Annotated in this window: 24 protein-coding genes; 18 read left to right on the forward strand and 6 right to left on the reverse strand. The window is 68.2% G+C overall.

Features of this window, described 5'->3' with window-relative positions; translation table 11 throughout:
• Positions 1 to 163: 163 nt before the first annotated feature.
• Together IM760_RS12260 and IM760_RS12265 are read left to right on the forward strand one after the other, a co-directional pair.
• A complete protein-coding gene (locus IM760_RS12260; protein ID WP_204429643.1) occupies positions 164 to 1,966 on the forward strand; it encodes a lipase family protein in 1,803 nt (600 codons plus the stop codon).
• Positions 1,967 to 2,024: 58 nt separating this feature from the next.
• Complete coding sequence (locus tag IM760_RS12265) at positions 2,025 to 2,642, forward strand: hypothetical protein (protein WP_204429644.1); 618 nt, start codon at positions 2,025 to 2,027, stop codon at positions 2,640 to 2,642.
• Between the two features lie 17 nt (positions 2,643 to 2,659).
• On the opposite strand, the gene IM760_RS12270 is transcribed toward IM760_RS12265, so the two are convergent.
• Positions 2,660 to 4,195, reverse strand: coding sequence for a cryptochrome/photolyase family protein (locus IM760_RS12270; RefSeq protein ID WP_204429645.1), 1,536 nt, complete (start codon positions 4,193 to 4,195; stop codon positions 2,660 to 2,662).
• Positions 4,196 to 4,344: 149 nt separating this feature from the next.
• On the opposite strand from IM760_RS12270, the gene IM760_RS12275 reads away from it, so the two are divergent.
• The 6 genes from IM760_RS12275 (at position 4,345) to IM760_RS12300 (ending at position 9,880) form a co-directional block, all read left to right on the forward strand.
• The gene (locus IM760_RS12275) at positions 4,345 to 5,385 is read left to right on the forward strand and encodes an AraC family transcriptional regulator (protein WP_204429646.1); all 1,041 of its coding nucleotides are present in this window, start codon (positions 4,345 to 4,347) and stop codon (positions 5,383 to 5,385) included.
• Complete coding sequence (gene purU / locus IM760_RS12280; RefSeq protein WP_204429652.1) at positions 5,372 to 6,244, forward strand: formyltetrahydrofolate deformylase; 873 nt, start codon at positions 5,372 to 5,374, stop codon at positions 6,242 to 6,244. The genes IM760_RS12275 and purU overlap by 14 nt, the downstream gene beginning before the upstream one ends.
• Before the next feature lie 15 nt (positions 6,245 to 6,259).
• On the forward strand, positions 6,260 to 7,300 hold the full coding sequence (rlmM, locus tag IM760_RS12285) for a 23S rRNA (cytidine(2498)-2'-O)-methyltransferase RlmM (RefSeq protein ID WP_204429659.1): 1,041 nt from the start codon (positions 6,260 to 6,262) through the stop codon (positions 7,298 to 7,300).
• The gene (locus IM760_RS12290; protein ID WP_262731388.1) at positions 7,290 to 8,525 is read left to right on the forward strand and encodes an MFS transporter; all 1,236 of its coding nucleotides are present in this window, start codon (positions 7,290 to 7,292) and stop codon (positions 8,523 to 8,525) included. Before rlmM ends, IM760_RS12290 begins: the two co-directional genes overlap by 11 nt.
• Positions 8,518 to 8,760, forward strand: a complete 243-nt coding sequence (tusA, locus tag IM760_RS12295) for a sulfurtransferase TusA (RefSeq protein ID WP_204429661.1) — start codon at positions 8,518 to 8,520, stop codon at positions 8,758 to 8,760. The genes IM760_RS12290 and tusA overlap by 8 nt, the downstream gene beginning before the upstream one ends.
• 160 nt (positions 8,761 to 8,920) lie before the next feature.
• Positions 8,921 to 9,880 carry a DegV family protein gene (locus IM760_RS12300; protein ID WP_204429663.1) on the forward strand — a complete coding sequence of 320 codons (960 nt, stop codon included), beginning with the start codon at positions 8,921 to 8,923 and terminating at the stop codon, positions 9,878 to 9,880.
• Here IM760_RS12300 and IM760_RS12305 read toward each other — a convergent pair.
• The 4 genes from IM760_RS12305 to IM760_RS12320 all read right to left on the reverse strand — a co-directional run bounded on the left by IM760_RS12305 (position 9,868) and on the right by IM760_RS12320 (position 14,132).
• Positions 9,868 to 11,406, reverse strand: coding sequence for a BCCT family transporter (locus IM760_RS12305; protein WP_338021397.1), 1,539 nt, complete (start codon positions 11,404 to 11,406; stop codon positions 9,868 to 9,870). The two genes, IM760_RS12300 and IM760_RS12305, sit on opposite strands and share 13 nt — an antisense overlap.
• Positions 11,407 to 11,419: 13 nt before the next feature.
• Positions 11,420 to 12,313, reverse strand: a complete 894-nt coding sequence (locus IM760_RS12310; protein ID WP_204429665.1) for a carbon-nitrogen hydrolase — start codon at positions 12,311 to 12,313, stop codon at positions 11,420 to 11,422.
• A 32-nt stretch (positions 12,314 to 12,345) separates the two neighbouring features.
• A complete protein-coding gene (locus tag IM760_RS12315; protein ID WP_204429667.1) occupies positions 12,346 to 13,347 on the reverse strand; it encodes an agmatine deiminase family protein in 1,002 nt (333 codons plus the stop codon).
• A 101-nt stretch (positions 13,348 to 13,448) separates the two neighbouring features.
• On the reverse strand, positions 13,449 to 14,132 hold the full coding sequence (locus IM760_RS12320) for a hypothetical protein (protein ID WP_204429669.1): 684 nt from the start codon (positions 14,130 to 14,132) through the stop codon (positions 13,449 to 13,451).
• A gap of 195 nt (positions 14,133 to 14,327) precedes the next feature.
• Between IM760_RS12320 and IM760_RS12325 the strand changes: the two genes are divergently transcribed.
• A complete protein-coding gene (locus IM760_RS12325) occupies positions 14,328 to 15,563 on the forward strand; it encodes a lipoprotein-releasing ABC transporter permease subunit (RefSeq protein WP_204429677.1) in 1,236 nt (411 codons plus the stop codon).
• Entirely contained in the window at positions 15,556 to 16,248 is a 693-nt protein-coding gene (locus tag IM760_RS12330) for an ABC transporter ATP-binding protein (protein ID WP_204429679.1), read from the forward strand. The genes IM760_RS12325 and IM760_RS12330 overlap by 8 nt, the downstream gene beginning before the upstream one ends.
• Positions 16,249 to 16,346: 98 nt before the next feature.
• Here the strand turns inward: IM760_RS12330 and IM760_RS12335 are convergent, their stop codons facing one another.
• On the reverse strand, positions 16,347 to 16,841 hold the full coding sequence (locus tag IM760_RS12335) for a DUF2062 domain-containing protein (RefSeq protein ID WP_316252408.1): 495 nt from the start codon (positions 16,839 to 16,841) through the stop codon (positions 16,347 to 16,349).
• A 151-nt stretch (positions 16,842 to 16,992) separates the two neighbouring features.
• Between IM760_RS12335 and IM760_RS12340 the strand changes: the two genes are divergently transcribed.
• Genes IM760_RS12340 through murB form a run of 8 tightly spaced genes read left to right on the forward strand, consistent with a single transcriptional unit; the run spans position 16,993 to position 25,344 of the window.
• Positions 16,993 to 19,263 (forward strand): ComEC/Rec2 family competence protein, encoded by a 2,271-nt coding sequence (locus IM760_RS12340; protein WP_204429683.1) that lies wholly within the window; start codon positions 16,993 to 16,995, stop codon positions 19,261 to 19,263.
• Between the two features lie 23 nt (positions 19,264 to 19,286).
• Entirely contained in the window at positions 19,287 to 19,922 is a 636-nt protein-coding gene (locus tag IM760_RS12345; protein ID WP_204429685.1) for a MotA/TolQ/ExbB proton channel family protein, read from the forward strand.
• Positions 19,919 to 20,344, forward strand: a complete 426-nt coding sequence (locus tag IM760_RS12350; RefSeq protein WP_204429687.1) for an ExbD/TolR family protein — start codon at positions 19,919 to 19,921, stop codon at positions 20,342 to 20,344. The genes IM760_RS12345 and IM760_RS12350 overlap by 4 nt, the downstream gene beginning before the upstream one ends.
• Complete coding sequence (gene msbA / locus IM760_RS12355) at positions 20,341 to 22,092, forward strand: lipid A export permease/ATP-binding protein MsbA (RefSeq protein WP_204429689.1); 1,752 nt, start codon at positions 20,341 to 20,343, stop codon at positions 22,090 to 22,092. Before IM760_RS12350 ends, msbA begins: the two co-directional genes overlap by 4 nt.
• A complete protein-coding gene (gene lpxK / locus IM760_RS12360; protein ID WP_204429691.1) occupies positions 22,085 to 23,068 on the forward strand; it encodes a tetraacyldisaccharide 4'-kinase in 984 nt (327 codons plus the stop codon). The genes msbA and lpxK overlap by 8 nt, the downstream gene beginning before the upstream one ends.
• A gap of 13 nt (positions 23,069 to 23,081) precedes the next feature.
• The gene (gene kdsB / locus IM760_RS12365; RefSeq protein WP_204429693.1) at positions 23,082 to 23,861 is read left to right on the forward strand and encodes a 3-deoxy-manno-octulosonate cytidylyltransferase; all 780 of its coding nucleotides are present in this window, start codon (positions 23,082 to 23,084) and stop codon (positions 23,859 to 23,861) included.
• A complete protein-coding gene (locus tag IM760_RS12370) occupies positions 23,858 to 24,340 on the forward strand; it encodes a low molecular weight protein-tyrosine-phosphatase (protein WP_204429695.1) in 483 nt (160 codons plus the stop codon). The genes kdsB and IM760_RS12370 overlap by 4 nt, the downstream gene beginning before the upstream one ends.
• Positions 24,337 to 25,344: a UDP-N-acetylmuramate dehydrogenase gene (gene murB / locus IM760_RS12375; protein WP_204429703.1), complete on the forward strand. Its 1,008-nt coding sequence runs from the start codon at positions 24,337 to 24,339 to the stop codon at positions 25,342 to 25,344. Before IM760_RS12370 ends, murB begins: the two co-directional genes overlap by 4 nt.
• Positions 25,345 to 25,694: the final 350 nt, after the last annotated feature.

Here is a 25,694-nt window from a genome sequence, read left to right on the forward strand (position 1 = left end):
CTCGCGCCCGCCCGGCACCGCCGTTAATCGCTGGCCATATTTAACCGATAAATGTCCTGAATCATCCTGCACCGGGTGGCCCGGCTGATTAATTTCAGTTTTCCGGCGCGCTTTCCCATAAGCGCCGCCGGTTGGATACAACAACACCTATAAGGAGACTCTCATGCGGATGACTAAAAAACGGGCCGCCCCCTTGCTGGGGCTGGTCGTTTCACTGGGTATTATCCCTCTCACCGTTCAGGCGGCCATGGTCGGCCCGGACGATATGAGCTTCTACGACCCGCCCCAGGTCACCACCGGCGCCCCCGGCGACCTGACCTGGTACCGGCAAACCACCGTGGACCTGGGCACCGGCGCGGTGGCCCACCAGGCCTGGAACGTGGTCTACCGTTCCACCGATGCCAAGGGCAACGACAACCGGGTGACCGGCACCGTCCTGGTTCCGGACAGCCCCTGGCAGGGCGCCGGGGAACGGCCGGTGATCAGTTATGCGGTGGGCACCCACGGGCTCGCCCAGCGCTGTGCGCCGTCCCTGCAGATGGCCAACGGCACCGATTATGAAAACGCCAATATCGCCGCCGCCCTGCAGGCCGGCTATACCGTTCTGGTGTCCGACAACCCGGGCTACACCACCGGTGATACGCCCACTTACATGTCGGGTACCGCCCAGGGGCACGCGGTGCTGGACATCGTACGGGCCGCCCGCCAGTTGCCCGGCAGTGGCGTCGGCGACGATGCCCGCGTGGCCGTGTGGGGGTACTCCCAGGGGGGGCAGACCTCCGCCCGGGCCGGCGAATTGCAGCCGGATTACGCCCCGGATGTGGACCTGGTGGCGGTGGCCTCCGGCGGCACCCCGGCGGATTTCTTCGACACCGCCGGTTACCTGAACGCCAGCACCGGCTCTTCCTTTCTGCTGCAGGCGGTGATCGGCCTGGCCGAGCAATACCCGCAGGGCATTCCGCTGGACAGCCTGGCCAGCCCCTACGGGAAAGCGGAAATCGAGAAGGTCAAAGCGGACCAGTGCGTCTTCGACACCCTGTTCGACTACATGAACAAGGACATCGCCGAGTACACCGTCGGCAACCAGTCCCTGGAGCAACTGATCAGCCTTCCCTCCGTCCATGACACCCTGGAAGAGCAGGCCCTGGGCGGCGAGAAAATGCCGGTGCCAATTTACCAGTACCACGGCACCGCGGATGAGTTCATTCCGCTTGAGCAGCATCTTGATCTGAAGAAAAAATACTGTCGGAAGTTCAGCAATGTGACCTTTGGCGTGTACCCCAGTGAACACATCGTCACCCAGTTTCAGGCCGCGCCCACGGTGCTGGCATGGCTGGACGACCGCATGGCCGGCGAGTTCACCCTGGGCACCTGTCTCACCCTGAAACCCAGACCCACCGCCAACGCCAACCCGGGCGGCGGCGATTTCGTGGTCACCCTGGATCAGTGGCCGCTGGACGCCAATATTCATCTTGCCACCCTGGATCAGGACGTGACGCTGCCGGAGGAATCCAGCTTTACCGCCGACACCAACATGACCGCGGGCACCCTGGACGGTGATCTGTCGGTCCCGGATTTCTCCACCAAGCTCAACATCCTGCTTCCCCTGGATGTGGAACTGTCCGTGGTACCTAGCGGCAGCACTAGCGGCAGCGCGTCCCTGGACAATCAAGGTCAGCTGCATGTGGACGGTCAGGCGTTCGCCAATATCACCGTGAAGTCCGCAGGCTTTGGCGCTCTGCAGATTCCCTTCGGTTGCCAGACGGAAAGCCCGGTGGCCTTCCCGGTGAATTTCGATGGTCCGGTCTCCGATCTCGGCGCGGGCAATCTGACTTTCACCGGCACCACCACTTTCCCGCCCATGAAGAGCTGCGGCATGTTCAACAGCCTGTTCACCACCCTGATGTCAGGGCCGGGTCAGGCATACTCCTTCAACGTGAGCCCGCCGGCGCCCACCACCTGGTAATGGCGGCAACACCCCGGGCGCCGCGAGGTTCGCGGCGCCCCCCAATCAAGGAGGCATCATGAGTGGATTGAAGTGGTCGGGACTGCTGCTCGTTGCTCTGGTGGCCGGTGCCGCCTCGTTCTGGTGGTTGTCGCCGGGCAGCCCGGAGGTGAAAGGCAGCCCCACCGATGAGGTTGCCGTCACCGACGGGGACACTGCGCAAACCCAACAGGACAGCGAACAATATCGTCAGCTGGCCGAGCAACAGGAACAGGCTGCCCGGGCGGTGGAGGGCCAGTTGGGAGAGCCGGAATTCGAAGGTCCGGTCAGTGAGCGCCCGGATTTTGTTTCGCCGATCGAATGGCGGGTGCTGAAAAGTGTGGCCGCCGGCAAAGCCGACAGTGACCGGGAGCTGACCCGATTGGTCAACCGCATACGTTTCGCCAAGCTGCGGGAACACTGGGACGAGCTGCGGGGCAGTGGCCAGACGGATCAACGCCACGCTATTGCCCGACAACTGCTTGAAGATATTCCGAATCGCGTGGATCAACGGGAAATGGATGTGTCCCAGGCCCAGCAGCTGCAGCAACAACTGCTGGCGGACTTGATCAGCGATCCGGAACGACGCCGCCAACGGGCGGCGGAAGAAGCCAGACGCATCGGCATCACCTTTGAGATGCAAGCCTCACGAAGCTGACTCATCACAAGCCGCTCCTACAGGTCTTCCGGGTGTTCCAGCAGGGCATCGGCGCGGGCCAGGATGGCGCGGCGTTTATCGCCGTCCATGCGGTCCCAGTTCTTGTAGACCCGGCTCATGCGCGGGTGCTTCTCGAAGCGGCGCCGGTGGCGCTGGATAAAGTGCCAGTAGAGGCTGTTGAAGGGGCAGCTGTTGTCTTCCTCGGCGCTGCTCACCTTGTAGGCGCAGCCGGCGCAGTAGTCGGACATGCGCTGGATGTACTTGCCGCTGGCGGCATAGGGCTTGGAGCCCAGGTAGCCGCCGTCGGCGTGCATCACCATGCCCAGGGTGTTGGGCAGTTCCACCCATTCGTAGGCGTCCGCGTAGACCGCCAGATACCACTCGTGGATCTGCTTCACGTCCACGCCCAGCAGCAGCGCCAGGTTGCCGGTGACCATCAGGCGCTGGATATGGTGGGCGTAGGCGTGTTCCCGGGTGGCGCGCACGGCTTCGGCCACGCAGCGCATGTCGGTCTCGCCGCTCCAGTAGAACCAGGGCAGGTCGGCGTGGCTGTCGAGCCGGTTTTCCTCCTTGTAGTCGGGCATCATCAGCCAGTAGATGCCGCGCACGTATTCGCGCCAGCCAAGAATCTGGCGGATAAAACCCTCCACCGCGTTGAGTGGCGCCCGGCCCTGCTGGTAACAGCGCTCGGCGGCCTCGCACACCTTGAGCGGGTCGAGCAGGCCGGCGTTGATGTACAGGCTCAGCAGGCTGTGGAACAGGAAGTCGTCGCCCTCGGTCATGGCGTCCTGGTAGTCGCCGAAGTGGGGCAGGGCCTGGTCCAGAAAGTGGGCCAGCGCCTCCTCGGCCTGGCTGGCGGTGACCGCGAACCAGAACGGCTCCAGGTCGCCGAAGCGGTCCGGATAGTGCTCGGCCACCTGCTCCAGCACCTGGCGGGTGGTGGCGTCCGGTTCGAAGCGGGGCGGCCCGGGCAGGCGGTGCTTGCCGTCGAAGCGCTTGCGGTTGTCCGCGTCGAAGTTCCAGCGGCCGCCCACCGGTTCGCCGTCCGGCTCCATCAGCAGGCCGGTGCGGCGGCGCATGTCCCGGTAGAAGAATTCCATGCGCAGCTGCTTGCGGCCGGCGGCCCAGTCGCGGAAGGCGTCCAGGGAACAGAGGAAGCGGCGGTCCTCCAGCAGCCGCACCGACAGGCCCAGACTTTGCGGCCAGCGCCGTTTCATGGCCTCGCGCAGGCGGTACTCGCCGGGCTCGGTGATCAGCACCTCGGCGATCTCGCGGCCTTCGGCGCTCCGGCGCAGGGCTTCGCACAGATCGCCCAGGCCCCGGTCCAGCTCATAGTAGTCCACGGTCCAGCCGCGCCGCCGCAGACGGGCGGCGAAATGGCGCATGGCGGCGAACAGAAACACCATCTTCTTGCGGTGGTGGGGCACGTACTCCGCTTCCTCGCGGACTTCGGCCATCACCACCCGGTCACGGTCCGGGTCGCCTTCGGCGAGGCTGGTCAGGTCCGGGGTGAGCTGGTCGCCAAGCACCAGAATCAGGCGGGAGCGGGGCATGGGGCCTCCTTGGCCGGGTCGGAGCGCCCAGCATAGCGTCCCGCCATCAACGTCGGGTCAAGCCAACGGCCATGCCAATCGGCCCCAGTTTCATTATCATGGGGCGCTCGCCCGGCCAGGGCGGGTTTCCGAGGGTATCAGGACGGTCCATGATTCAGCGACGAACCATTAATGTGCGGCGCGTGGTGAAGGTGCTGCAGGGCGCCGCCCGCGGCGGCGTCAGCATTCCCGATCTGCTCGACCAGTGTGGCATCGAGCGCCAGCTGCTGGAGGATCCGGAGGCGCGCATCGAGCGCGACACCTTTATCCGGCTGATGCTGCGGGTCATGGAGCAGACCCAGGACGAGTTCCTGGGCTTCGGCCAGGGCCGCAAGTCCAAGCCCGGCACCTTTTCGATGATGGCCCACGCGGTGATCAACTGTCCCAATCTGGAAGCGGCGGTGGCGCGGGGCATCGATTTCTACGCGCTGTTCGACCTGAGCATGAACAGCGCCCTGGTGCGCGACGGCGACCAGGCCCGGCTGATCACCCGGGTGGACCCGCGGCTCGATTTCCGCGACGTGATCATCGAGGCGATGCTGTTTCTGTCCCTGCGCTTCATGAGCTGGCTGGTGGGCAAGCCGGTGGAGCCGGACGCCGTCTATCTGGACTACGAGCCGGTGCGCGAGGACGACGAGTACCGCTTTATGTTCGATTGCCCCACCTACCACGACAGCGAGGTGAACCAGGTGGTGTTCCCGGCCCATTACCTGGACCTGCCCCTGGTGCAGAACGAGCTGTCGCTGTCCAAGTTCCTGCGCGATTCCCTGGCCCGGCTGTTCGACGGCAAGGTCCACAACGTGGGCCTGCCGGCGCGCATCCGCGCCATCATCTCCGAGGAGTACGGCAACCACTTTCCCGATTTCGGGGAAATCTGCGAGAAGCTGGACATGACCCCGCAGACCCTGCGCCGCCGGCTCAAGGAGGGCAACACCAGTTACCAGGAGATCAAGGATTCGATCCGCAAGGACGCCTCGGTGTATTACCTGTCCAAACCGGAACTGAGCATCGACGAAATCGCCCTGTTGATGGGCTTCAGCGAGGCCAGCTCGTTCCACCGGGCGTTCAAGAAATGGACCCACCAGACCCCGTCCGCCTACCGGCGGCTTTATTTCGGCGATGCACACGGAGACCTCAATGACCGCCGCTGACGACGCCACCGCGCGCCTGCTCGTAACCTGCCCGGACCAGCCGGGCATCATCAGTGCCGTTTCCACGTTCCTGTACAACCACGGCGCCAACATCACCGATTTCGATCAGCATTCCAGCGATCAGCAGGACGGCACCTTCTTCCTGCGCCTGGAATTCCAGACCCCGGACCTGGACTGCAGCCACGAGGCCCTGGCCAACAACTTCCGCAACCGGGTGGCGTCGCGCTACGGCATGCACTGGCACATCAGCCCGCCCGGCGCCAAGAAGCGCATGGCGATTCTGGTATCGCGCCACGACCACGTGCTGATGGACCTGCTGTGGCGGGTGTCCCGGGGCGACATGCCGGCCACCATTCCCATGGTGATCAGCAACCACGACGACCTGCGTGACGAAGTGGAACGCTTCGGCATTCCCTATCACCACATTCCGGTGAACAAGGACAACAAGGCGGAGGCGGAAGCCCGCGCCCTGGAGCTGCTGGACGGGCAGGTGGACCTGATCGTGCTGGCCCGCTACATGCAGATCCTGAGCCCGGAGTTCGTGTCCCGGCATCCGCACCGCATCATCAATATCCACCACTCGTTCCTGCCCGCTTTCGTCGGCGCCAATCCCTACCAGCAGGCCTGGGACCGGGGCGTCAAACTGATCGGCGCCACCAGCCACTACGTCACCGAGGACCTGGACCAGGGCCCGATCATCGAGCAGAACGTGCAGCGTGTCTCCCACCGCCATTCCCCCACGGAACTGCGTGGCCTGGGCCAGGACGTGGAACGTCAGGTCATGCTGCGCGCGGTGCGCTGGCACCTGGAGGACCGCATCATCGTCGACGGCAACAAGACCGTGGTGTTTGTTAAGTAGCCGGCAGGAGTCGTGATGTCATCCCATGAGGAAATGTTCCTGGCCCTGTGCCGGCCCGGGTTCGAGTCGGATCTGGCGGCGGAGCTTAGCGATCGTTGCGCGGAGCTGGGGGCGTCCGGTTACCCGCGCACCAGTGACGGCAGCGGTTATGTGCTGTGGAACAACCTGCAGGGGGACCCGGACGCGTTGCTGCAAACCGGGCTGGTGTTCGGGCGCTCGTTCTACCCGCTGACGGCGTCCTTCGAGGATCTGCCGGAGCAGGACCGCATCGGGGCCCTGTGGCCGGAGCTGCAGCTGCAGGGGCCGTTCTCCGAGCTGTTTCTGGAGCACGCCGATACCAATGCCGGCCGCGAACTGGCCGGCTTTCTGCGCGGTTTCCGCAAGGCCCTGGAGCCCAAGCTGCGCAAGGCTGGCCTGCTGCGCGGCAACGCCGACCGCCGTTTGCATCTGTTTTTCGACGATTCCCGCCACGGCCATATCGGCGTCAGCCCGGCGGGCATCCCGCTGCCGGAGGGCGGCCTGACCCGCCTGCGGTTGTCGCCGGAGGCGCCCAGCCGCTCGGCGCTGAAGCTGGAGGAGGCGCTGCTGCGTTTCGTCGGCCGGGGCAAGCCGCCGGGCCTGCACACCGCCGTGGACCTGGGCGCCGCCCCGGGCGGTTGGAGCTGGCAACTGGCGCGCCTGGGCCTCAAGGTCACCGGCGTCGACCACGGCAAACTGGCGCCGGCGTTGCTGGACGAATACCCGGTGCGCCATGTGTCCGGGGATGCCTTCACCTGGCGCCCGGAGCGACCGGTGGATCTGGTGGTCTGCGACGTGGTGGACAAGCCGGCGCGCACCGCCGCCCTGATGCAGAAATGGCTGGAGCAGGGCTGGGCCCGGGTGGCCCTGTTCAATCTCAAGCTGCCCATGGCGCGCCGCTACCGGGAGAGCCAGACCCTGCTGGAGCGCCTGGCCGGCGGCCTGGAGCGGCAGCACCCCGGCGCCCTGATCCAGGCCGCCCACCTCTACCACGACCGGGAGGAGATCACCGTCTGGGTGGACACCCGTGCCCCCTGAACGGCGCCCGTCGGTGCCGGTGCTGCTGGGCACCCTGGCGGTGCTGTATTTCCTGCAGGGGCTGCCCGCCGGGCTGCTGGCCAAGGCGGTGCCTTCGCTGGCCCGGGAGGCCGGCCTGTCCCGGGAGTGGATCGGTTTGCTGGCCCTGGCCGCCTTGCCCTGGGCGCTGAAATTCCTGTGGGCCCCCTGGGTGGACCGCCTGGGCCGGGGCCGGCCCGGCCATCGCACACGCTGGGTGCTGGCCTGCCAGGGGCTGGTGATACTGATTCTGCTGCTGCTCGCGGTGCCCGACCGGGCGCTCTGGTTCGGCGCCGGCTTCCCGCTGCTGTTGCTGCTTCTGCTGTTGCTCAATCTGGCCAGCGCCACCCAGGACGTGGCCGCCGACGGGCTGGCCGTGCGGTTGTTGAGACCGGACCTGCGCGGGCCGGGCAACAGCCTCCAGGTGCTGGGCTACAAGGCGGGCCTGATGCTCAGCGGCGGCCTGCTGTTGATCGCCACCGACTGGATCGGCTGGCGCGCCAGCCTGATCGGCCTGGCGCTACTGACCGGGCTGCTGCTGGTGCCGGTGGCTCTTTTCCCGGAGCCGGTGGAACGCGGTCCGGCGCCGCCCGCGCCCGGTGATCGGGCCTGGTGGCGCCCGTTCCGCGCGTTCTGGGCGCGCCCGGGGCTGGGACTATGGGCGGTGATTCTGATCGGCTACAAGGTGGGGGACGGCTTCGGCAGCCGCATGATCAAGCCCTTTCTGGTGGACCAGCACTGGTCCCAGGCGGCTATCGGCCGGCTCGATCTGGTGGCGTCCCTGGTGGGGCTGGCCGGCGCCGCCCTGGGCGGCCTGTGGCTGTTGCGTCTTGGGCGGCGGGCCGCCCTGATCGGCTTTGGCGCCCTGCAGGCGCTGGCGTTCCTGGGGTGGTGGGCGGCCGTGGACGCGCCGGCCTGGATCTGGCCGGTGGCCCTGTTCGAGCAGTTCGCCGACGGCCTCTCCACGGTGGCCCTGTTCGTGGTGATGATGGATTATTGCCGCCGCGACCGGGAGGGCACCGATTACACCTTGCAGGCGTCCCTGTACCTGGTGGCCACCGGCCTGTTTACCCTGGTCAGCGGTTTCAGCGCCGCCCGGTTCGGTTACGACGGGCACTTCCTGCTTGCCGCCGCCCTTGGCGGGCTGGTTATAATGGCCGCCCTTTTCTGGACCGCCCCCGGGGAAGCCGATACCCGCCATGACTGATATTCAGCCCCACCATCACCTGGACGCCACCGGCCTGCTGTGTCCCGAGCCGGTCATGATGCTGCACGGCAAGGTGCGCGACATGGCCCCCGGCGAGGTGTTGGAAGTGCGCGCCACCGACCCCTCCACCGAGCGCGATATCCCCAAGTTCTGCCAGTTTCTCGGCCACCGGCTGCTGGACAGCGGCCGCGACGGCGAGCTGTACCTGTACTGGATCGAGAAAAAGCTCAGTTGATGCCCTCCCGCGGCCTTGCCGCCGCGCCGGTGGCCGGCAGGCCGGGCGCCAATTGCGTTGCCGCGGTTTTCCCTTAGGTTGATCGTTGGAGGTTCGCCGTCCGCGGGGTTTGGGGTGCGGCGGCGGGCACGGCCAATAACAACAAGACTGGGGAACGATCATGCGTATCGGTATCGTCGTGGATTCCACCTGCGATCTGCCGGAAGGCTATTTCCGCGATCACAATATTCGCATCCTGCCCATTTCCGTGCGGCTCGGCGACGAGCTGCTGGTGGACAAGCGGGACAGCACCGACACCGCCCGGTTCTACCGGGACCAGCTGGACGCCAAGGGCCGGGACGCGGAATCGATTCCGTATTCCGTGGACCAGATCCGCTCGGTGTTTCTCGACGAACTGGTGCTCGACTACGACCTGGTGTTCTGCATCACGGTGTCCGGCAAGCGCAGCCAGATTTTCGACAACGCCACCCAGGCGTCCTTCTCGATCCTCAAGGAGTATCAGAAGGTGCGCGCCGAGGCCGGCGTGCCCGGCCCCTTCTCCATGCGCGTGATCGACAGCAAGACCCTGTTCTCCGGCACCGCGGTGCTGGTCTGCGAGGCGGTGGAGCTGATCCGCAGCGGCGCCAACCGCAACGCCATCCGCCTGAACATGGACCAGATGATCCCGCACATTTGCGGCTACATGGTGCCCGAGGACCTGGGCTATGTGCGCGACCGGGGCTTCAAGAAGGGTGAGCGCAAGCGGCTCTCGGATTCCATGCGCGGGCTGGCGCTGACCGTGGGTTCGGCGCTGTCCATGCACCCGATCATTCGCATCCACGGTGGCGAGGAGAACCCGGCCACCGTCAACCGCAGCTACGAAAAGTCCGTGCGCCGTCTGTTCGAACACGTGGCCGCGCGCATTCGCGGCGGGCACCTGATTTCCCGCCACGTCTGCCTGAGCTATGCCGGCGACATCGAGCGGGTGCCGGCCATGCCCGGCTACGCGGATCTGAAGGTGGCGGCGGAGGAGCGCGGCGTGCGTCTGCTGATCTCCACCATGAGCCCCACCGGCGCCATCAACGTGGGCGCCGGCTGCCTGTTCGTGGCCTACGCCAGCGAGAACGATCAGTTCGAGTAGCTTTTCACCAGCATCAGCACCAGGCTGCCGGCGGCGCCGAGCACGATCACCAGCCCCGGCAGCCCGGCCAGGTTGGCCAGCATCTTGATGCCGTCCACGCCCAGGTAGGTGGCGCTGCTCCAGCCCACCGCGCCGATCACCGCGCCCCACAGCAGCTTGATGGTAAAGGCGGTATCCATGTCCCGGGCGGTCACCGAGCGGGTGCACAGCCCGCCGATGGCGTCGGTGTTGGAGTCGGTGGCGGTGATGAATGAGATCACGCAGGCCACGATGAACAGCAGGCTGACCACGAAGCCGCCGGGCAGGTAGTCGAACAGCTGATAGGCGATGGCCGCCAGCCCCTGGTCCTGGTAGACCTGGTACAGGGCGGCCTGATGGTGCGCGTCGAAGTACAGCGCCGAGGCGCCGAAGGTGGAGAACCACAGCACGCCGAAGGCGGACGGCAGCAGCAGGTTGACCAGAATGAACTGGCGCACCGTGTAACCCCGGGCGATCTTGCCCAGAAACAGGCAGGACAGGGGCGCCCAGGCAAACCAGCTGGCCAGGAAGGCGGTGGTCCACCAGCCGGACCATTGGCTGCCCGTTGGCTCGTCGAGCATCAGATGGCGGCTCAGAAATTCATGGAGATAGAGGCTCAGGGATTCGCCGCCCAGGCGCGCCACGAACCCGGCCGGCCCGGCCACCAGCAGGTAGACCATCAGCGCCAGGAACAGCACCGTATTGAGACGGGCCAGCAGCTGGATACCGCCGGCCAGACCGCTGGCCGCGGACAGCAGCGCCACCGCGACGATAAAGGCGGCGGTGAGGGCGTGGACCCGGGAACCGGCGTCGATATCGAACAGCGCCCGCAGGCCGTCGCCGATCAGCAACAGGCCGCCGCTGAGCACCGCCGACATGCCCACCACCACCGAGAACAGCACCAGGCCGTCCACCGCGTCCGAGGCCGGGCCGCGCAGGCGCTCGCCCAGCAGCGGCCGCAGCAGGGCATCCACCGAGAAGCCGTAGCCGTGATTATGGAAGCCCAGGGCGAAGGTCAGCGCCGCCACCGTGTAGATCGCATAGGGCACCAGGGTCCAATGCACGAACACCGTGGACAGGGCGAAGCGCTGGGCCGCCTCGCCGCCGGCGGCGAGGCCGGTGAAGGGCGGCGGTTCGTGAAAGTGCACCACCGGTTCCGCCACCGCCCAGAACAGAATGCCCATGGCGATCACCGTGGTCAGCGACACCGAGAACCAGCGGAACGGGGAATAGATCGGTTGCGCGCCGGCGCCGCCCAGGCGGGTGGCGCCCAGCGGCGACACGAACACCAGCACGCACAGCACCAGCAGGCCCAGGGCGGCGTACAGGAACACCGGCGACAGGGTGTCGATCAGCAGCCGGTTCAGGGAGGTGGTGAGGGCGACGAAGCGCGCCTGGTCCACGGCGATCAGCGCCAGCGCCGCCACCATCGCCAGCAACGCCGGCCAGAAGGCGATCGGCTTGAGCTGGAATCGGGCCAGCCAGGCGGCGGCGGAGGCGCGGGCCACGGGCGGCGCGCCGTCAGTCCCGGAAGCGCTTGGTCAGATCGCCATAGGCGTCGATGCGGCGGTCGCGCAGGTACGGCCAGATGCGTCGCACTGCCTCGCTGCGACCGGTGTCGATGTCGGCCAGCAAGACCTGCTCGCCGTCCTCGCCGGCGCGCGCCAGGAACTCGCCCTGGGGCCCGCACACGAAGCTGTTGCCCCAGAACTGGATGCCGCCGTCGCCGTCCGGCGCCGCCTCGAAGCCGGTGCGGTTGGCCACCAGCACCGGCAGGCCGTTGGCCACCGCGTGGGCGCGCTGCACGGTGATCCAGGCGTCCAGTTGGCGGGCCTGCTCCTCGGGATCGTCGGTGCGGTCCCAGCCGATGGCGGTGGGGTAGAGCAGCAGGTCGGCGTCGGCCAGGGCCATCAGGCGGGCCGCTTCCGGGTACCACTGGTCCCAGCACACCAGCACGCCGAGCTTGCCGACGCTGGTGCGGATCGGGGTAAAGCCGGACTGGCCGGTGTTGAAGGTGGCGTCCCCGGGGGTGAAGTAGAACTTCTCGTAGAAGCCCGGATCGTCGGGGATGTGCATCTTGCGGTACAGGCCCACCAGATTGCCGTCCCGCTCCAGCACCACCGCGGTGTTGTGGTACAGGCCGGTGGCGCGCTTCTCGAACAGGCTGGCGACCAGCACGATGTTCAGCTCCCGGGCCAGGGCGCCCAGGGCGTCGGTGCTGGGCCCGGGAATGGTTTCGGCCAGATCGAACACCGAGGTGTCCTCGGTCTGGCAGAAGTACAGGCTGCGGTGCAGCTCCTGGAGCATTACCAGTTCCGCGCCGGCGGCGGCCGCCTCGCGGATTTTGTCCATGGAACGGTTCAGGTTGGCGGCCGGATCGGCGCCATTTTGCTGCTGAACGACGGCAACGCGCATGGGCGGTCGGCTCCTTTAATGCGGGGGCGGGTTTACAGAATGCCTTGCGGCAGTTGCATGGTCACGCAGTGCAGACTGCCGCCTTGTTCGATCAGCGGTCGGCAGGGAATGCCCTGCACGGTGCGCGGGCCGGCCACCGCCGCCAGGGCGTCCAGGGCCGCCCGGTCGGTGGCGCAGCCGTACACCGGCACCAGAATCTTGTCATTGGTGATCAGGAAGTTGGCGTAGGTGGCCGGCAGCCGTTCGCCCTCGGCGTTGTATTGCGGCACCGCCATGGGCAGGCGCACCAGGCGCAGGTCGTGGGCCGAGGCCAGCGCTTCCAGTTCGCCGGCCATGGCCGCCAGTTCGGCGTGGTGCGGGTCGGCCGGGTCGTCGCAGCCCACGTAGGCCACGGTGGTGGGGTCGACGAAGCGCGCCAGGGTGTCCACGTGGGCGTCGGTGTCGTCGCCTTCCAGCTCGCCGTGGTCCAGCCACCAGATGCGCGTCACGCCCAGCGTCTCGCGCAATTGGCTTTCCAATTCCGCTTCGTTGAGCAGCGGGTTGCGGTTGGGATTGCGCAGGCAGGCCCGGGTGGTGAGCAGGGTGCCCCGGCCGTCGGTGTCGATGGCGCCGCCTTCCAGCACCAGGTCCACCGACTCGCGGGGGGCGCGCCAGGGCAGGGCGGCGTTGACCGCGTCGTCCCGTTGGGCGGCGAATTTGTGGCCCCAGCCGGTGAAGCGGAAATCCAGCAGCGTCAGCACGCCGTCCCGTTCCACGCTGATCGGCCCGAAATCCCGAGCCCAGGTGTCGTCGAAATCGACCTGCTCGATGCGCAGCCGGGTCAGGTCGGCGCCGGCGTTCTTCAGGGCGCGCCGGGCCTGGTCGGCGCTGTCCCCGTTACGGCACAGCAGCAGCACCGCCTCATGGTCGAGCACGGCGGTGATCAGGGCGGTGTAGGTGGCGTGGGCGGCGTCCAGCTGGCCGGCCCAGTCGGTGTCGGCGTCCGGCCAGGCCAGCAGTACGCCCCACTGGGGCTGCCATTCGGGCAATAACATGGGTCCACTCGTTCGAGGATAAACGGCGGGATTGTCTGCCCGGTGCCGGGCAGCGTCAATAGCGTGCCCGGCGGGTGGCCCGATGGCGGCGGAGCGGGTGGTCAGTCGGCGTCGGCGCGCAGGGAGCGGCGCACCGGCGGTGCCTCGGCGCGGGGCTCGTCCTCGCCCTGGTCGGTGCCGCGGTCGTTATCGCCCTGATCCTCGTCCTCATCGATGACGATGCGGCCGGAGACCGGATCGAAGCGGAAGCGGCCGTCCTTGCCTTCGTCGTCCTTTCGTTGTTCCGGCTCTTCCCGGCGGTCTTCCCGACCTTCCCGGTCCTCGGCCCGGGCCCGCACCGCGGTACTGCCGGGGGCGGTGTGGGACTCGTCGGTTTCCTCCCCATCGTCGTCATCCCGGGACGAGGAGCCGGCATCGCTGTCCGCGTCTTCATTGCGCATGCTGGAACGGGTCTCGATCTGCGCCTCCTCGTCCTCCACGTCCGGCGGCAGCGGGTGGCCGGCCTGGCGCTCCCGCTCGGTGGTGCCTGGGTGCCCGTCGTCGTCGGCGGACTCGCGCACGCTGTGCAGCACCGTATCGTTCTCGAAATAGACCGTGAAACCGGGATAGTACCAGCGGCTGATCGGGGGCTGGCCCACCGGATCGCGGCGGCGCTCCGGCTCGCCGTAGTGCTCGCGCACCTGGGCCTTGCTCATGCCACGGGTGGGACCGTCCTGGTCATTGGCCAGGGCCGGAAACGGATACAGGAGCAGCGTGGCCAGCAACGCGGCAAGAGCGGTCTTCATGGTGGTTGTCCCCCAGTCATTGGTCGTCCTGACCGTAAGCATCCACAGTCTGAACCTTTGTTCAAGTATTACGGTCGTAGGACAGCCCTGAAATTTAATAGGAGAGCACCGGATCGTCGCGGATGCCGGTCACACCCTCGCTCCCGGGCGTCGGTGTCTGGCGTCGCCGGACGGTTTAGTGCTTAAATGCGCGCCATGTTTCGACCCTTTGCCCTGTTCGTGGGCCTGCGCTATACCGGCGCCCGCGCCCGTAACAGTTTTATCTCCGTGATCACCCTGATCTCCGCGCTCGGGCTGATGCTCGGTGTCGCCGTGCTGATCACCGTTTTGTCGGTGATGAACGGCTTCGACCGGGAATTGCAGACGCGCATCCTGGGGATGGTCACCCATTTGTCCATTCACGGCCGTGAGCCGGTGGAGGACTGGCAGGCCCTGGCCGATCAGGTGCGCGGCTATCCCGGCGTGGAAGCGGCGGCGCCCTTCGTGCAGCTGGAAGGCATGCTCACCCATAAAGGCAACGTGGCCGGGGCCCTGATCAACGGGGTGGACCCGGAGGCGGAGCAGCGCGTCTCGATCGTCGGCGAGATGATGTGGGAGGGGGATTTCAACGCCCTTCACCCCGGCGACTTCGGTGTGGTGCTGGGCTACGGCCTGGCGCGCAAGCTGAATGCGGAGGTGGGCGACAAGATCACCCTGGTGCTGCCCGAGGCCAGCGTGTCCCCGGCCGGGGTGATGCCCCGTTTCAAACGCTTCCAGGTGGTGGGCGTGTTCCGCGCCCGCGCCGAGGTGGACGGCCTGTACGCCTACGTGTCCAGCGAGGACGCGGCGGTGCTGCACCGCCGGCCCGGCACCGTGCAGGGCATCCATCTGCGCCTCAGCGACCTGTTCGCGGCGCCGGAGGTGGGCTGGCAATTGCAGCAGGCCCTGGGCCGCGATTACTACACCACCGACTGGACCCGCACCCACGGCAACCTGTTCCAGGCGATCCGCATGGAAAAGAGCATGATGACGTTGCTGCTCAGCTTTATCGTCGCGGTGGCCGCCTTCAATATTATTTCCAGCCAGGTGATGCTGGTCACCGAGAAGCGCGGCAACATCGCGGTGTTGCGCACCCTGGGTGCGTCGCCGGGCACCATCATGCGCATCTTCATGGTTCAGGGCGCGGTGATCGGTCTGGCCGGCACCTTCCTGGGCACCGTGCTCGGCGTGCTGCTGGCCAACAACGTCAGTGACCTGGCGGCCTGGATCGAGAAGACCTTCAACACGCGGCTGTTCGATGCCTATTTCGTGAACTACCTGCCGTCGCAGCTGGAGTGGAGCGATGTGGGCGCCATCGTCGCCATCGCCATGGTGATTACCTTCGCCGCCACCCTCTATCCGTCCTGGCGGGCCAGCCGCGTGCAACCGGCGGAGGCGCTGCGCTATGAATGACATCGCCCGCGACGCGGTGCTGGCCGCCGAAGGCCTGATCAAACGCTACCCGGAAGGGCGTGGCGAGCTGGAAGTGCTGAGCGGCGTGAACCTGACCGTGCGGCGTGGCGACACCGCCGCCATCGTCGGCGCCTCCGGCTCGGGCAAATCCACCCTGCTGAACCTGCTGGGTGGCCTGGATGCCCCCACCGAAGGGCGCGTGGCCATCGGCGGGCAACCGCTGGCGGGCCTCGGCGACCGGGCCCTGGGCAGCATTCGCAACCGCTACCTGGGCTTCGTCTACCAGTTCCACCACCTGTTGCCGGAGTTCACCGCCCTGGAGAACGTGGCCATGCCGCTGTTGATCCGCGGGCTGCGCCCGGCGGAGGCCCGCGAACGCGCCGCCACGCTGCTGGATCAGGTCGGGCTGGCCGCCCGGGAAACCCACAAGCCCGCCATGCTCAGTGGCGGCGAGCGTCAGCGGGTGGCCATTGCCCGCGCCCTGGTCACCGACCCGGCCCTGGTGCTGGCGGATGAGCCCACCGGCAACCTGGACGAGCGCACCGCCGATCAGGTCCAGGAACTGATGCTCGACCTCAACCAGCGGCTCGGCACCGCCTTGCTGATCGTCACCCACGATCACCGCATCGCCGGTCGCTGTCAGACCCGCCACGAGCTGCACGAAGGGCTGCTGCGCAGCCTGTAAGCCTGAACCTACACGCTTTTCATCGATGGCTGACGGTATTCGTGGCCCGTGGCTGACGGCGCCGCGCCACGGCCACGGTTACGCTGATCGGGAAAGGGTCAGGAGCGGTGGCTGGGGTCGTCCCGGCGGCGGCGGGCGCGCAGGTTCCAGCTGCGCACCACCGCCAGCCGCCAGGACAGCTTCACCGCCAGATAGGCGGCCAGCCCGGCCAGGGAAGCGCAAAGCAACGACCCCACCCACAGCGGCACCAATTGCTCCACGAACCAGGCCACGTTGATGCCGTGGGGCGGGCTGGGTTCCATGCCCAGCAGCCAGGCGCCGATCCGGTAGGTGAAATAGAAGATCGGCACGTAGGTGACCGGATTGGAAATCCACACCAGCACCACGGACAGCGGCAGGTTGCAGTGGAAACGCACCGCCAGCAGGGCGGCCAGACCCATTTGCAGGGGGATCGGCAACAGCCCGGTGAAGATGCCGATAAAGGCGGCCCCGGCCAGGGAGTGGCGGTTGATATGCCAGAGGTTGGGGTCCGACAACACCTCGCCCAGAAAGCTCAGGGATTTGTGACCCTTGAGGCGCTCGGGGGAGGGCAAATATTTTCGGAATAACCGTTTCGGCATGGGCGACTGCTTTCCCGGCGGCGGGGGATCCGTACGAGGGTTCCGGTTGCGGGCGCTATTATGCCGATCCTGAGCGGCGGCGCCTACACCTTGAAGGGACAGGGTGCCTTGAGGGAGCGCAAGGATGCGATACCTGTTACCCGCCGCGGCCCTGGTGGCGGCGGTCTGGAGCGGCGCGAGCTGGCCGCTGTGGTTGCCGCTGCTGGTCCTGGCCGCCGGCAGGGCGGGTGCGGGTTGGCGGCGCGAGCCGCCGCGTTCCGGTCGATGGGCGTGCACGATACTGGCCACCGCCCTGGCCGGCGGCCTGGGGCTGCTGGCACTGGAGCAGGGCCTGGCGGCGCGGCTGCCGGCCTCGCTGAATGGCGAAACGCTGGCGGTGCGGGCCCGGGTGGTGGACCTGGTGGAGCGCCAGCGCCGTGTTCGCTACGACGAGCCGGTGAACTGGCAGAGGCTGACCCTGGAAGTGCGGCTGTTGGAAGGGCGGGGGCGCTGGCCGGGCCGCCATCGGGTGCGGGTCAGCGCCTGGGGGCCGTTGCCGGCGCTGGGCGCCGGGGACCGTTTCGAGGCCCGGGTGCGGCTTTATTTTCCCCATGGCTGGCACAACCAGACCGGACCGGACACCGCCCGCCGGGACCTGGCCGAACGCATCGACGCGGTGGGGGTGCTGGCGGCGGTGGACGGGCCGGTGCACGCCGACGGGGGGCCGCACGCTTTTCGCGAGCGGCTGGCGGACCGGCTGCGGGCGCGGCTGGCCGCCAGTCCGCTGGGCGCGGCGGTGGTGCCGGCGCTGGTCACCGGCGACCGTCGCGGGCTGGAGCGGCCCTTGAAGGATCTGTTCCGGGCCACCGGTACCGCCCATTTGCTGGCCATTTCCGGCCTGCACCTGACCCTGGTCACCGGCCTGCTGTGGTGGCTGGGCCGGGGCGTGCTGGCGCCGCTGCTGCAGTGGCTGTGGCCGGCCAGCCGGCGGCTGACGCTGGCCCAGCTGGCCTGGGCGCCGGCGCTGGTCGGCGCGCTCGGTTACGCGGCGCTGGCGGGGTTCAGCCTGCCCACCCGGCGCGCCCTGATCATGGTGGCGGTGCTGGCCCTGTGCCGGCTGCGACGCCGCTGGCCGGCACCCTTCGAGGGGCTGGCCCTGGCGCTGCTGGCGGTGCTGCTGGTGGACCCGCTGGCGGCGCTGTCCACCGGCCTGTGGCTGTCGTTCGGGGCGGTGGCGGCGATCCTGGGGTTGCTGGAGGGCGGCGGCCGGCTGCCGGTGATGGTGGCGCTGCCGTTGCCCATGGCGGTGGCCGGCGCCGCCCTGTTCGGCACCTGGGCCTGGTGGAGCCCGCTGGCCAACCTGCTGCTGGTGCCCCTGTTCAGCGCCCTGGTGGTGCCGGCGGCGTTGCTGGGGGCGCTGCTGGACTGGACGCCGGCCCTGGACGCCGCCGCCACCGGGGTGGAGCTGGCGGTGGCCCTGATGGAAGTCATGGCCCGCTGGCCGGCGCCGGGCCTGCCGATGGCCTCCGGGATGGCGGCCCTGGCGGTGGGCGGCGCGCTGCTGTTGGGACTGTCGCCGGCCTGGCCCTGGCCGCGCCGCCTGCTGCCCCTGTGCCTGTTGTCCTGGTGGTGGCCGGCCGCCACCGCCCCGGGCCCCGGTCAGGTGGATCTGATCATGTTCGAGGTGGGGCAGGGCCAGGCCCTGGCGCTGCGCACCGCCCGCCATCTGGTGCTCTACGACCTGGGGCCCGGTTGGCAAGGCGGGTCCGCCACCGGGTCGGTGCTGGTGCCCTGGCTGCGCCGCCACCGGCTGACTCCGGACCTGACCCTGGTCAGTCACGGCGACGGCGACCATGCCGGCGGCCTGGCGGACCTGCCCGATCCCGGACGGCTGCTGAGCGGCGAGCCGGACCGGGTGCCCGGCGCCGAACGGTGCCGGGCCGGCCAGCACTGGCGCTTCGACGGCGTCGACTTCCGGGTGCTGTGGCCGGACCGGCGGCCCTGGACCGGCAACGACGCCAGCTGCGTGCTGCGGGTGGACGCCGGCGGCGCCAGCGTGCTGCTCACCGGCGACATCACCACGGCGGTGGAGTACCGGCTGCTGGGCACGGTGGCGCCGGTGACGGTGCTGCAGCTCGGCCACCACGGCAGCGCCTCGTCCAGCGCCGACGCCTGGGTGCGGTCGCTGCAACCGCGCTGGGCGCTGGCCTCGGTGGGCTACGCCAACCGCTTCGGGCACCCGGACGCGGCCCTGGTGCGGCGCCTGGAAGCGGCCGGGGTCACGGTTCTGCGCACCGACCGGGCCGGTATGATTGTGTTTCGCCTGGGGGGCCCGGATAATGCCGCGCTTATAACAAAGTGGCGCCGGGACCATGAGCGTCCCTGGCACCGGCCCGCGCGCGGGCAGGTTTGGTGAACGTCGCGAAAGGGGATCTTTACGTGCAGGATCTAGTGCAGTCCGGGGGCTGGATGATGCTCCCGATCCTGATCGGTTCGGTGGTGGCCCTGGCCATCGTGGTGGAACGGTTCTGGACCCTGCGTCCGAGCAAGCTGGCGCCGCCGGAAACCCTGGCCCAGGTGCGGGTCTGGCTGCAGAAGGGCCAGCTCAACGCCCAGCGGCTGGCCACCCTGCGGGAACAGTCGCCCCTGGGGCGCATTCTCGCCACCGGCCTGGCCAATGCCCGCCACGGCCGTGAGATCATGAAGGAAAGCATCCAGGAGGAAGCCGCCGGCGTGGTCCACGACCTGGAGAAATACCTCTCCACCCTGGGCTCCATCGCCGCCATCGCGCCGCTGCTGGGCCTGCTGGGCACGGTGATCGGCATGATCGACGTGTTCGCCGCCATCATGATTCACGGCACCGGCGACGCCGCCCAGCTGGCCGGCGGCATTTCCCAGGCGCTGCTGACCACCGCCGCCGGTCTGGTGGTGGCGATTCCGGCGATCTTCTTCCACCGCTTCTTTCTGCGCCGGGTGGAGGAAATTACCGTGAGCATGGAGCAGAGCGCGGTGCATCTGGTGGATCTGGTGCACGGCGACCGGGAAGCGACCCCGGCCACCGGAGCGGCGTCGTGAAATTCCCCCGGCCCCGTCAGGAGCAAGCGGAGGTCAACCTGACGCCACTGATCGACGTGGTGTTCCTGCTGTTGATTTTCTTCATGGTATCCACCACCTTCACCCGCGAGACCCAGCTGGCGCTGACGCTGCCGGAGGCGCAAGGCACGCCCCCCGAGGCGCAGCCGGAGGCGGTGCAGGTGCTGGTGTCGCCGCTGGGTGAGTATCTGATCAACGGCGAGAAGCTCGCCGACAACAGTGAAGCGGGCCTGCGCTCGGCGCTGCTGCGGCTGGGCCAGGACAAGACCACCCGGCCGATGATCATCACCGCCGACGCCAACGCCAGCTATCAGGCGGTGGTGCGGGTCATGGACGTGGCCGGGCAGCTCGGCTTTGATAAGCTGTCGCTCACCACTCGCGAAGCCGACGATGAGGCGCAATGAGCCAATCTCTCCCGGATGATGCCTGGCAGACCTACAAACGACTGCTGAACTACGTCAAACCCCACTGGCTGATCCTGTTCGCCAGTTTCATCGGTTACGCGATCTACGCCGCCACCCAGGCCGGCGCCGCCCAGCTGGCCGGCTATCTGGGCGAGACCGTGGTCAACCCGGAGCCGCGCCGGGTGCTGATCGTTTCCATCGCGCCGTTCTTTATCGCCCTGGCCCAGGGCATCGGTCAGTTCATGGGCAGTTATTCCATGACCTGGGTGGCCCAGGAAATCGTCTACCGGTTGCGCAACGACGTGTTCGGCCATGTGCTGCGGCTGCCCCAGTCGGAGTACAACAACAATGCCTCCGGGCGCATCATGTCGAAGATCATTTTCGACGCCCAGCAGGTCACCAGCGCCGGCACCGATGCCATTATCGTGCTGCTGCGCGAGGGCCTGACGGTGATCGGGCTGATCGCATTCCTGCTTTACCAGAACTGGAAGCTGACCCTGATCCTGCTGGTCATGGCGCCGCTGGTGGGCACCGTGGTGAGACTGACCAGCAAACGCTTTCGCCATATCAGCCGGCGCATCCAGGCGTCCATGGGCAACATCACCCAGTTCCTGGGCGAGGCCATCGAAGGCAACCAGGCGGTGAAGATCTTCGGTGGGCAGAAGCTGGAGGCGGACCGCTTCCACGCGGTGAGCCGGCGTTTCTCGCGGCAGAACACCAAGCTCAACGCCAGCAAGATCGCCTCCACGGTGATCGTGCAGCTGTTCGTGGCGGTGGCCATCGGCCTGGTCACCTATTTGTACATCACGCTGATGGGCGAGGCGCTGACCGTGGGCGGGTTCCTGTCCTACATCGCCGCCGCCGGCATGGTGCAGAAGCCGCTCAAGCAGCTCACCGACGTGAACGTGAAAATCCAGCGCGGCGTCACCGGGGCCTCCTCCCTGTTCGAGCTGATGGACCGCCCGCCGGAGCCGGACCTGGGCGACCGTGATCTGCCGCGCGTCAACGGCGACATCGAGTTCCACGACGTGACCTTCGGCTACGACCCGGCCCATCCGGTGCTCAACAACCTGACGTTCTCGGTGAAAAGCGGCGAGACCATCGCCCTGGTGGGCCGCTCGGGGGCTGGCAAGAGCACCATTTCGGCGATGCTGCCCCGGTTCTTCGATCCGGATTCCGGCCAGGTGCTGCTCGACGGCGTGCCGCTGCCGGACTACCAGCTGGCGGCCCTGCGCCGGCAGATCGCCATGGTCAGCCAGAAGGTGGTGCTGTTCAACGACACGGTGCGCAACAACATCGCCTACGGCGAGATGCGCGACGCCGACGACGCCGCCATCGAGGAGGCGGCGCGCAACGCGTATGCGTGGGACTTCATTCAGAGCCTGGAGCATGGCCTGGACACCGAGGTGGGCCAGGACGGCGCCCAGCTGTCCGGCGGCCAGCGGCAGCGTCTGGCGATTGCCCGGGCGCTGCTCAAGGACGCGCCGATCCTGATTCTCGACGAGGCCACCAGTGCCCTGGACACCGAATCCGAGCACCATATCCAGCAGGCCCTGGAGCGGCTGATGGCCGGGCGCACCACCCTGGTGATCGCCCACCGCCTGTCCACCATCGAAAAGGCCGACCGCATTCTGGTGCTGGATCAGGGCCGCCTGATCGAGCAGGGCAGCCATCAGGAGCTGCTGGCGCGCAACGGCCTTTATACCCAACTCTACAAGATGGATTTCGCCGACACCGACCATGGCTGATTGGGCGCGCCGCATCGAGCAGGGCTGGTACCGGGGCAGTCCCTGGCTTACCCCGCTGCGCCCGCTGGGCTGGCTGGTGGGCCGGGTGGCCCGCCGCCGGCTGGCGCGCTTCCGCGAGCAGGCGCCGGTGCCGCCGGTGCCGGTGCTGGTGGTGGGCAACGTGACCGTGGGCGGCACCGGCAAGACGCCGCTGGTGATCGCCCTGGCCCGTCGCGCCGCCGAGCGCGGCCTGAAGGTGGTGGTGATCTCCCGGGGCTACGGCGCCGACGCGGGTGACTATCCTCTCAGCGTGAGCGCCGATGACGACCCGGCCCGGGTCGGCGACGAACCCCTGCTGATCGCCCGCCGCGCCGAGGTGCCGGTGGTGCTCGACCCGAGGCGCGACCGGGCCCTGCAACGGGCGGTGGGTGAGCACGCCGCCGATCTGGTGATCAGCGACGACGGTCTGCAGCACTACGCGCTGCCGCGCTCCGCCGAGGTGGTGGTGATCGACGCGGACCGGGGCCTGGGCAATGGCCGCTGCCTGCCCGCCGGACCGCTGCGCGAACCGGCCTCGCGGCTGGCCGCGGTGGACTTCCTGATCGCCAATGGCGGCCCCTGGCCCGGCGCCACCACCATGACCCTGGCACCGGCGCCGCCGACCCGACTAAGCGACGGCGAAAGCCTGCCGGCGGACGCCTTCCTGACCCGCTTTCCGCGCGTGCACGGCGTGGCCGGCATCGGCCACCCGCAACGCTTCTTCCGCACGTTGGAAGCGCTGGGGCTGGCGGTGATTCCCCATGCGTTCGCCGATCATCACGCCTTCCGGCCGGAGGACCTGGCGTTCGGCGACGATCTGCCGGTGATCATGACCGAAAAAGACGCGGTAAAATGCCGGGGTTTCGACGATCCACGCCTGTGGACCCTGCCGGTGCGGGCGTCGCTGCCGCCGGGCACCCTGGACGCGATTCTCGACCGGACCCTGGCCGGTCCCTGATGGAGCAGCAAGCATGAGTTTTCTTGTCATCGTACCGGCCCGTTATGCCTCGTCGCGGTTGCCCGGCAAGCCGCTGGCGGATCTGGCCGGCAAGCCCATGGTCACCCGGGTGGTGGAGCGCTGCGCGCAAAGCGGCGCCCGCGAGGCGCTGGTGGCCACCGACGATGAACGGGTGCGCGACGCGGTGGGCGACGCGGCCCGGGTGGTGATGACCCGTGCCGATCATCCGTCCGGCACCGACCGGCTGCAGGAGGTGGCGGAGCAACTGGGCCTGGCCGACGACGACATCGTGGTCAACGTGCAGGGCGACGAGCCGCTGATCCCGCCGGCGGTGATCGATCAGGTGGCGGAGAACCTGGCGCTGCATCCGGACTGCCAGATGGCCACCCTGTGCGAGCCCATCGAGAACGGCGAGGACCTGTTCAACCCCAATGTGTGCAAGGTGGTGTTCGATGTGAACGGGCGCGCGTTGTACTTCTCCCGGGCGCCGATCCCCTGGCACCGGGACGGCTTCGCCGGCGCTGTGAACGGCGGCGGGGACCTGGATCTGAGCGGCGGCCGCTGGTGGCGGCACATCGGCATCTACGCCTACCGGGTGGGCTTTTTGCACCGTTTCGTGAGCTGGCCGCCGGCGCCCCTGGAGCAATTGGAATCCCTGGAACAATTGCGCGCCCTGGCCAACGGCGCGCCGGTGCACGTGGCGCCGGCCCGCGAACCGGTGCCCGGCGGCGTCGACACCGAGGCCGATCTGGCGCGCATGCGCCGCTATCTGTCGGAGGCTGACCGCTCATGAGTACCCCTTCCGTTTCCGTTCTGTTCGTCTGTCTCGGCAATATCTGCCGGTCGCCCACCGCCGAGGCGGTGTTCCGCCGGCGGGTCACCGACGCCGGCCTGGAGGAACGCATCCACATCGACAGCGCCGGCACCGGCGACTGGCACATCGGCAAGGCGCCGGACCGGCGCGCCAGCGCCGCCGCCGCCCAGCGCGGCTATGAGCTGGACCGGCTGCGCGCCCGCCAGGTGAGCGCGGAGGACTTCCACCGCTTCGACCTGATCCTGGCCATGGACGACAACAACCTGGCCGACCTGCAAGCACTGCGTCCGGCGGACGACGACGCCCTGCTGGCGCGCTTTCTGGACGTGCTCGGCGAGGACGGTCCCCATGAGGTGCCGGACCCGTACTACGGCGGCGACGACGGCTTTGACCACGTGCTGAACCTGGTGGAAAAGGCCAGCGACCTGTGGCTGGAGCGCCTGCGGGAGCGGCTGTGATCGAGCGCGACGCGGATCTGTCCGGCGCCAACACCCTGGCGCTGCCGGCCCGCGCCGAGCGGCTGGCGCGCCCGGACAGCGGCGAGGCCCTGGCCGGACTGCTGGCCGGCCGGCGCGGCGATGAGCCGCTGTACGTGCTGGGGCAGGGCAGCAACCTGGTGCTGGACGGCGATCTGCCCGGCCTGACGGTGATCCCGGCCCTGGATCGGATCGACTACCGGGTGGAGGGCGACCAGGCCCGGGTCACCGCCGGCGCCGGCGTGGTCTGGGACCGGCTGGTGGCGGACACGGTGGCGCGCGGCTGGCGCGGGCTGGAGAACCTGTCGCTGATCCCCGGCACCGCCGGCGCCGCGCCGTTCCAGAACATCGGCGCCTACGGCGTGGAACTGGCGGACGTGCTGGACAGCGTGGAGGCGGTGGCCGTGGCCGACGGTCGGCCGGTGCGCTTCCGCGCCGCCGAGTGCGAGTTCGACTATCGCGACAGCCTGTTCAAAAGCCGGCGGCGGGGCGAATTCATCATCACCGCCATCACCCTGCGGCTGCACCGTCACGGACCTTGCCGGGTGGATTACGGCGGGCTGGCGGCGCGCTTCGGCGACGCCGACCCGGCCACGCTGGAGCCGGCGGCGGTGCGCGCGGCGGTGATCGAGCTGCGGCAAAGCAAACTGCCGGACCCGGCGGTGCTGCCCAACGCGGGCAGCTTCTTCAAGAATCCGGTGGTGTCCGTGGCCCATTATCAGCGGCTGAAAGAGAACGAGCCGGAGCTGGTGGCCTTCCCCCATCGGGATGGCCACAAGCTGGCCGCCGGCTGGCTGATCGAGCGGGCCGGCTGGAAGGGCCGGCGGCTGGGGCCGGTGGGCATGCATCGGGATCAGGCGCTGGTGCTGGTCAACCATGGTGGCGCCCGGGCGGCGGACGTGCGGGCCCTGGCCGGGGCGGTGCGCGCCGATGTGCGCGAGCGCTTCGATGTGGACCTGGAGCAGGAACCGATTCCGTTGCCTTGAGGGGGTTGCCGTCAGCGGGGGCGCGACTCAGGGCGCGACGCCCTTCCGGGAACGCCGCTAGTACGTCTATGTACACCTCTTGCAAGTGCTGTCTGTCTGCGATGGCTCAGTGAGCAAGGGAGATTAAACTGCGTACGTCTATCCGGCCTGTTGGTTGGGCCGATTGATAAACGGCCCTGGCCCTCATGAGAACCGCGCCTCGGTTGCCTATCGTCCCTACGGGTTCTGGACCCGTGTACTCGTCGGCGTTGGCCGAGGCCGGTTTAACCCGTTGCTCATGGAAGCACTCGCAGCCTCCTGGTGTGGCCTGAAGCGCCCGGCTCAGGCGGGCCGGTAACTCTGTTGGTAAT

It is taken from the genome of Alloalcanivorax marinus, from assembly GCF_016906305.1.
GTDB classification, from domain to species: Bacteria; Pseudomonadota; Gammaproteobacteria; order Pseudomonadales; family Alcanivoracaceae; genus Alloalcanivorax; species Alloalcanivorax marinus.

Coding starts and splice junctions, on each gene's coding strand:
- kdsB (WP_204429693.1), top strand. CDS start 23,082: ATGAGTTTTCTTGTCATCGTACCGGCCCGTTATGCCTCGTCGCGGTTG.
- tusA (WP_204429661.1), top strand. CDS start 8,518: ATGACTGATATTCAGCCCCACCATCACCTGGACGCCACCGGCCTGCTG.
- IM760_RS12310 (WP_204429665.1), bottom strand. CDS start 12,313: ATGCGCGTTGCCGTCGTTCAGCAGCAAAATGGCGCCGATCCGGCCGCC.
- IM760_RS12325 (WP_204429677.1), top strand. CDS start 14,328: ATGTTTCGACCCTTTGCCCTGTTCGTGGGCCTGCGCTATACCGGCGCC.
- IM760_RS12265 (WP_204429644.1), top strand. CDS start 2,025: ATGAGTGGATTGAAGTGGTCGGGACTGCTGCTCGTTGCTCTGGTGGCC.
- lpxK (WP_204429691.1), top strand. CDS start 22,085: ATGGCTGATTGGGCGCGCCGCATCGAGCAGGGCTGGTACCGGGGCAGT.
- IM760_RS12330 (WP_204429679.1), top strand. CDS start 15,556: ATGAATGACATCGCCCGCGACGCGGTGCTGGCCGCCGAAGGCCTGATC.
- IM760_RS12340 (WP_204429683.1), top strand. CDS start 16,993: ATGCGATACCTGTTACCCGCCGCGGCCCTGGTGGCGGCGGTCTGGAGC.
- rlmM (WP_204429659.1), top strand. CDS start 6,260: ATGTCATCCCATGAGGAAATGTTCCTGGCCCTGTGCCGGCCCGGGTTC.
- IM760_RS12315 (WP_204429667.1), bottom strand. CDS start 13,347: ATGTTATTGCCCGAATGGCAGCCCCAGTGGGGCGTACTGCTGGCCTGG.
- IM760_RS12320 (WP_204429669.1), bottom strand. CDS start 14,132: ATGAAGACCGCTCTTGCCGCGTTGCTGGCCACGCTGCTCCTGTATCCG.
- purU (WP_204429652.1), top strand. CDS start 5,372: ATGACCGCCGCTGACGACGCCACCGCGCGCCTGCTCGTAACCTGCCCG.
- IM760_RS12270 (WP_204429645.1), bottom strand. CDS start 4,195: ATGCCCCGCTCCCGCCTGATTCTGGTGCTTGGCGACCAGCTCACCCCG.
- msbA (WP_204429689.1), top strand. CDS start 20,341: ATGAGCCAATCTCTCCCGGATGATGCCTGGCAGACCTACAAACGACTG.
- IM760_RS12275 (WP_204429646.1), top strand. CDS start 4,345: ATGATTCAGCGACGAACCATTAATGTGCGGCGCGTGGTGAAGGTGCTG.
- IM760_RS12260 (WP_204429643.1), top strand. CDS start 164: ATGCGGATGACTAAAAAACGGGCCGCCCCCTTGCTGGGGCTGGTCGTT.
- IM760_RS12370 (WP_204429695.1), top strand. CDS start 23,858: ATGAGTACCCCTTCCGTTTCCGTTCTGTTCGTCTGTCTCGGCAATATC.
- IM760_RS12300 (WP_204429663.1), top strand. CDS start 8,921: ATGCGTATCGGTATCGTCGTGGATTCCACCTGCGATCTGCCGGAAGGC.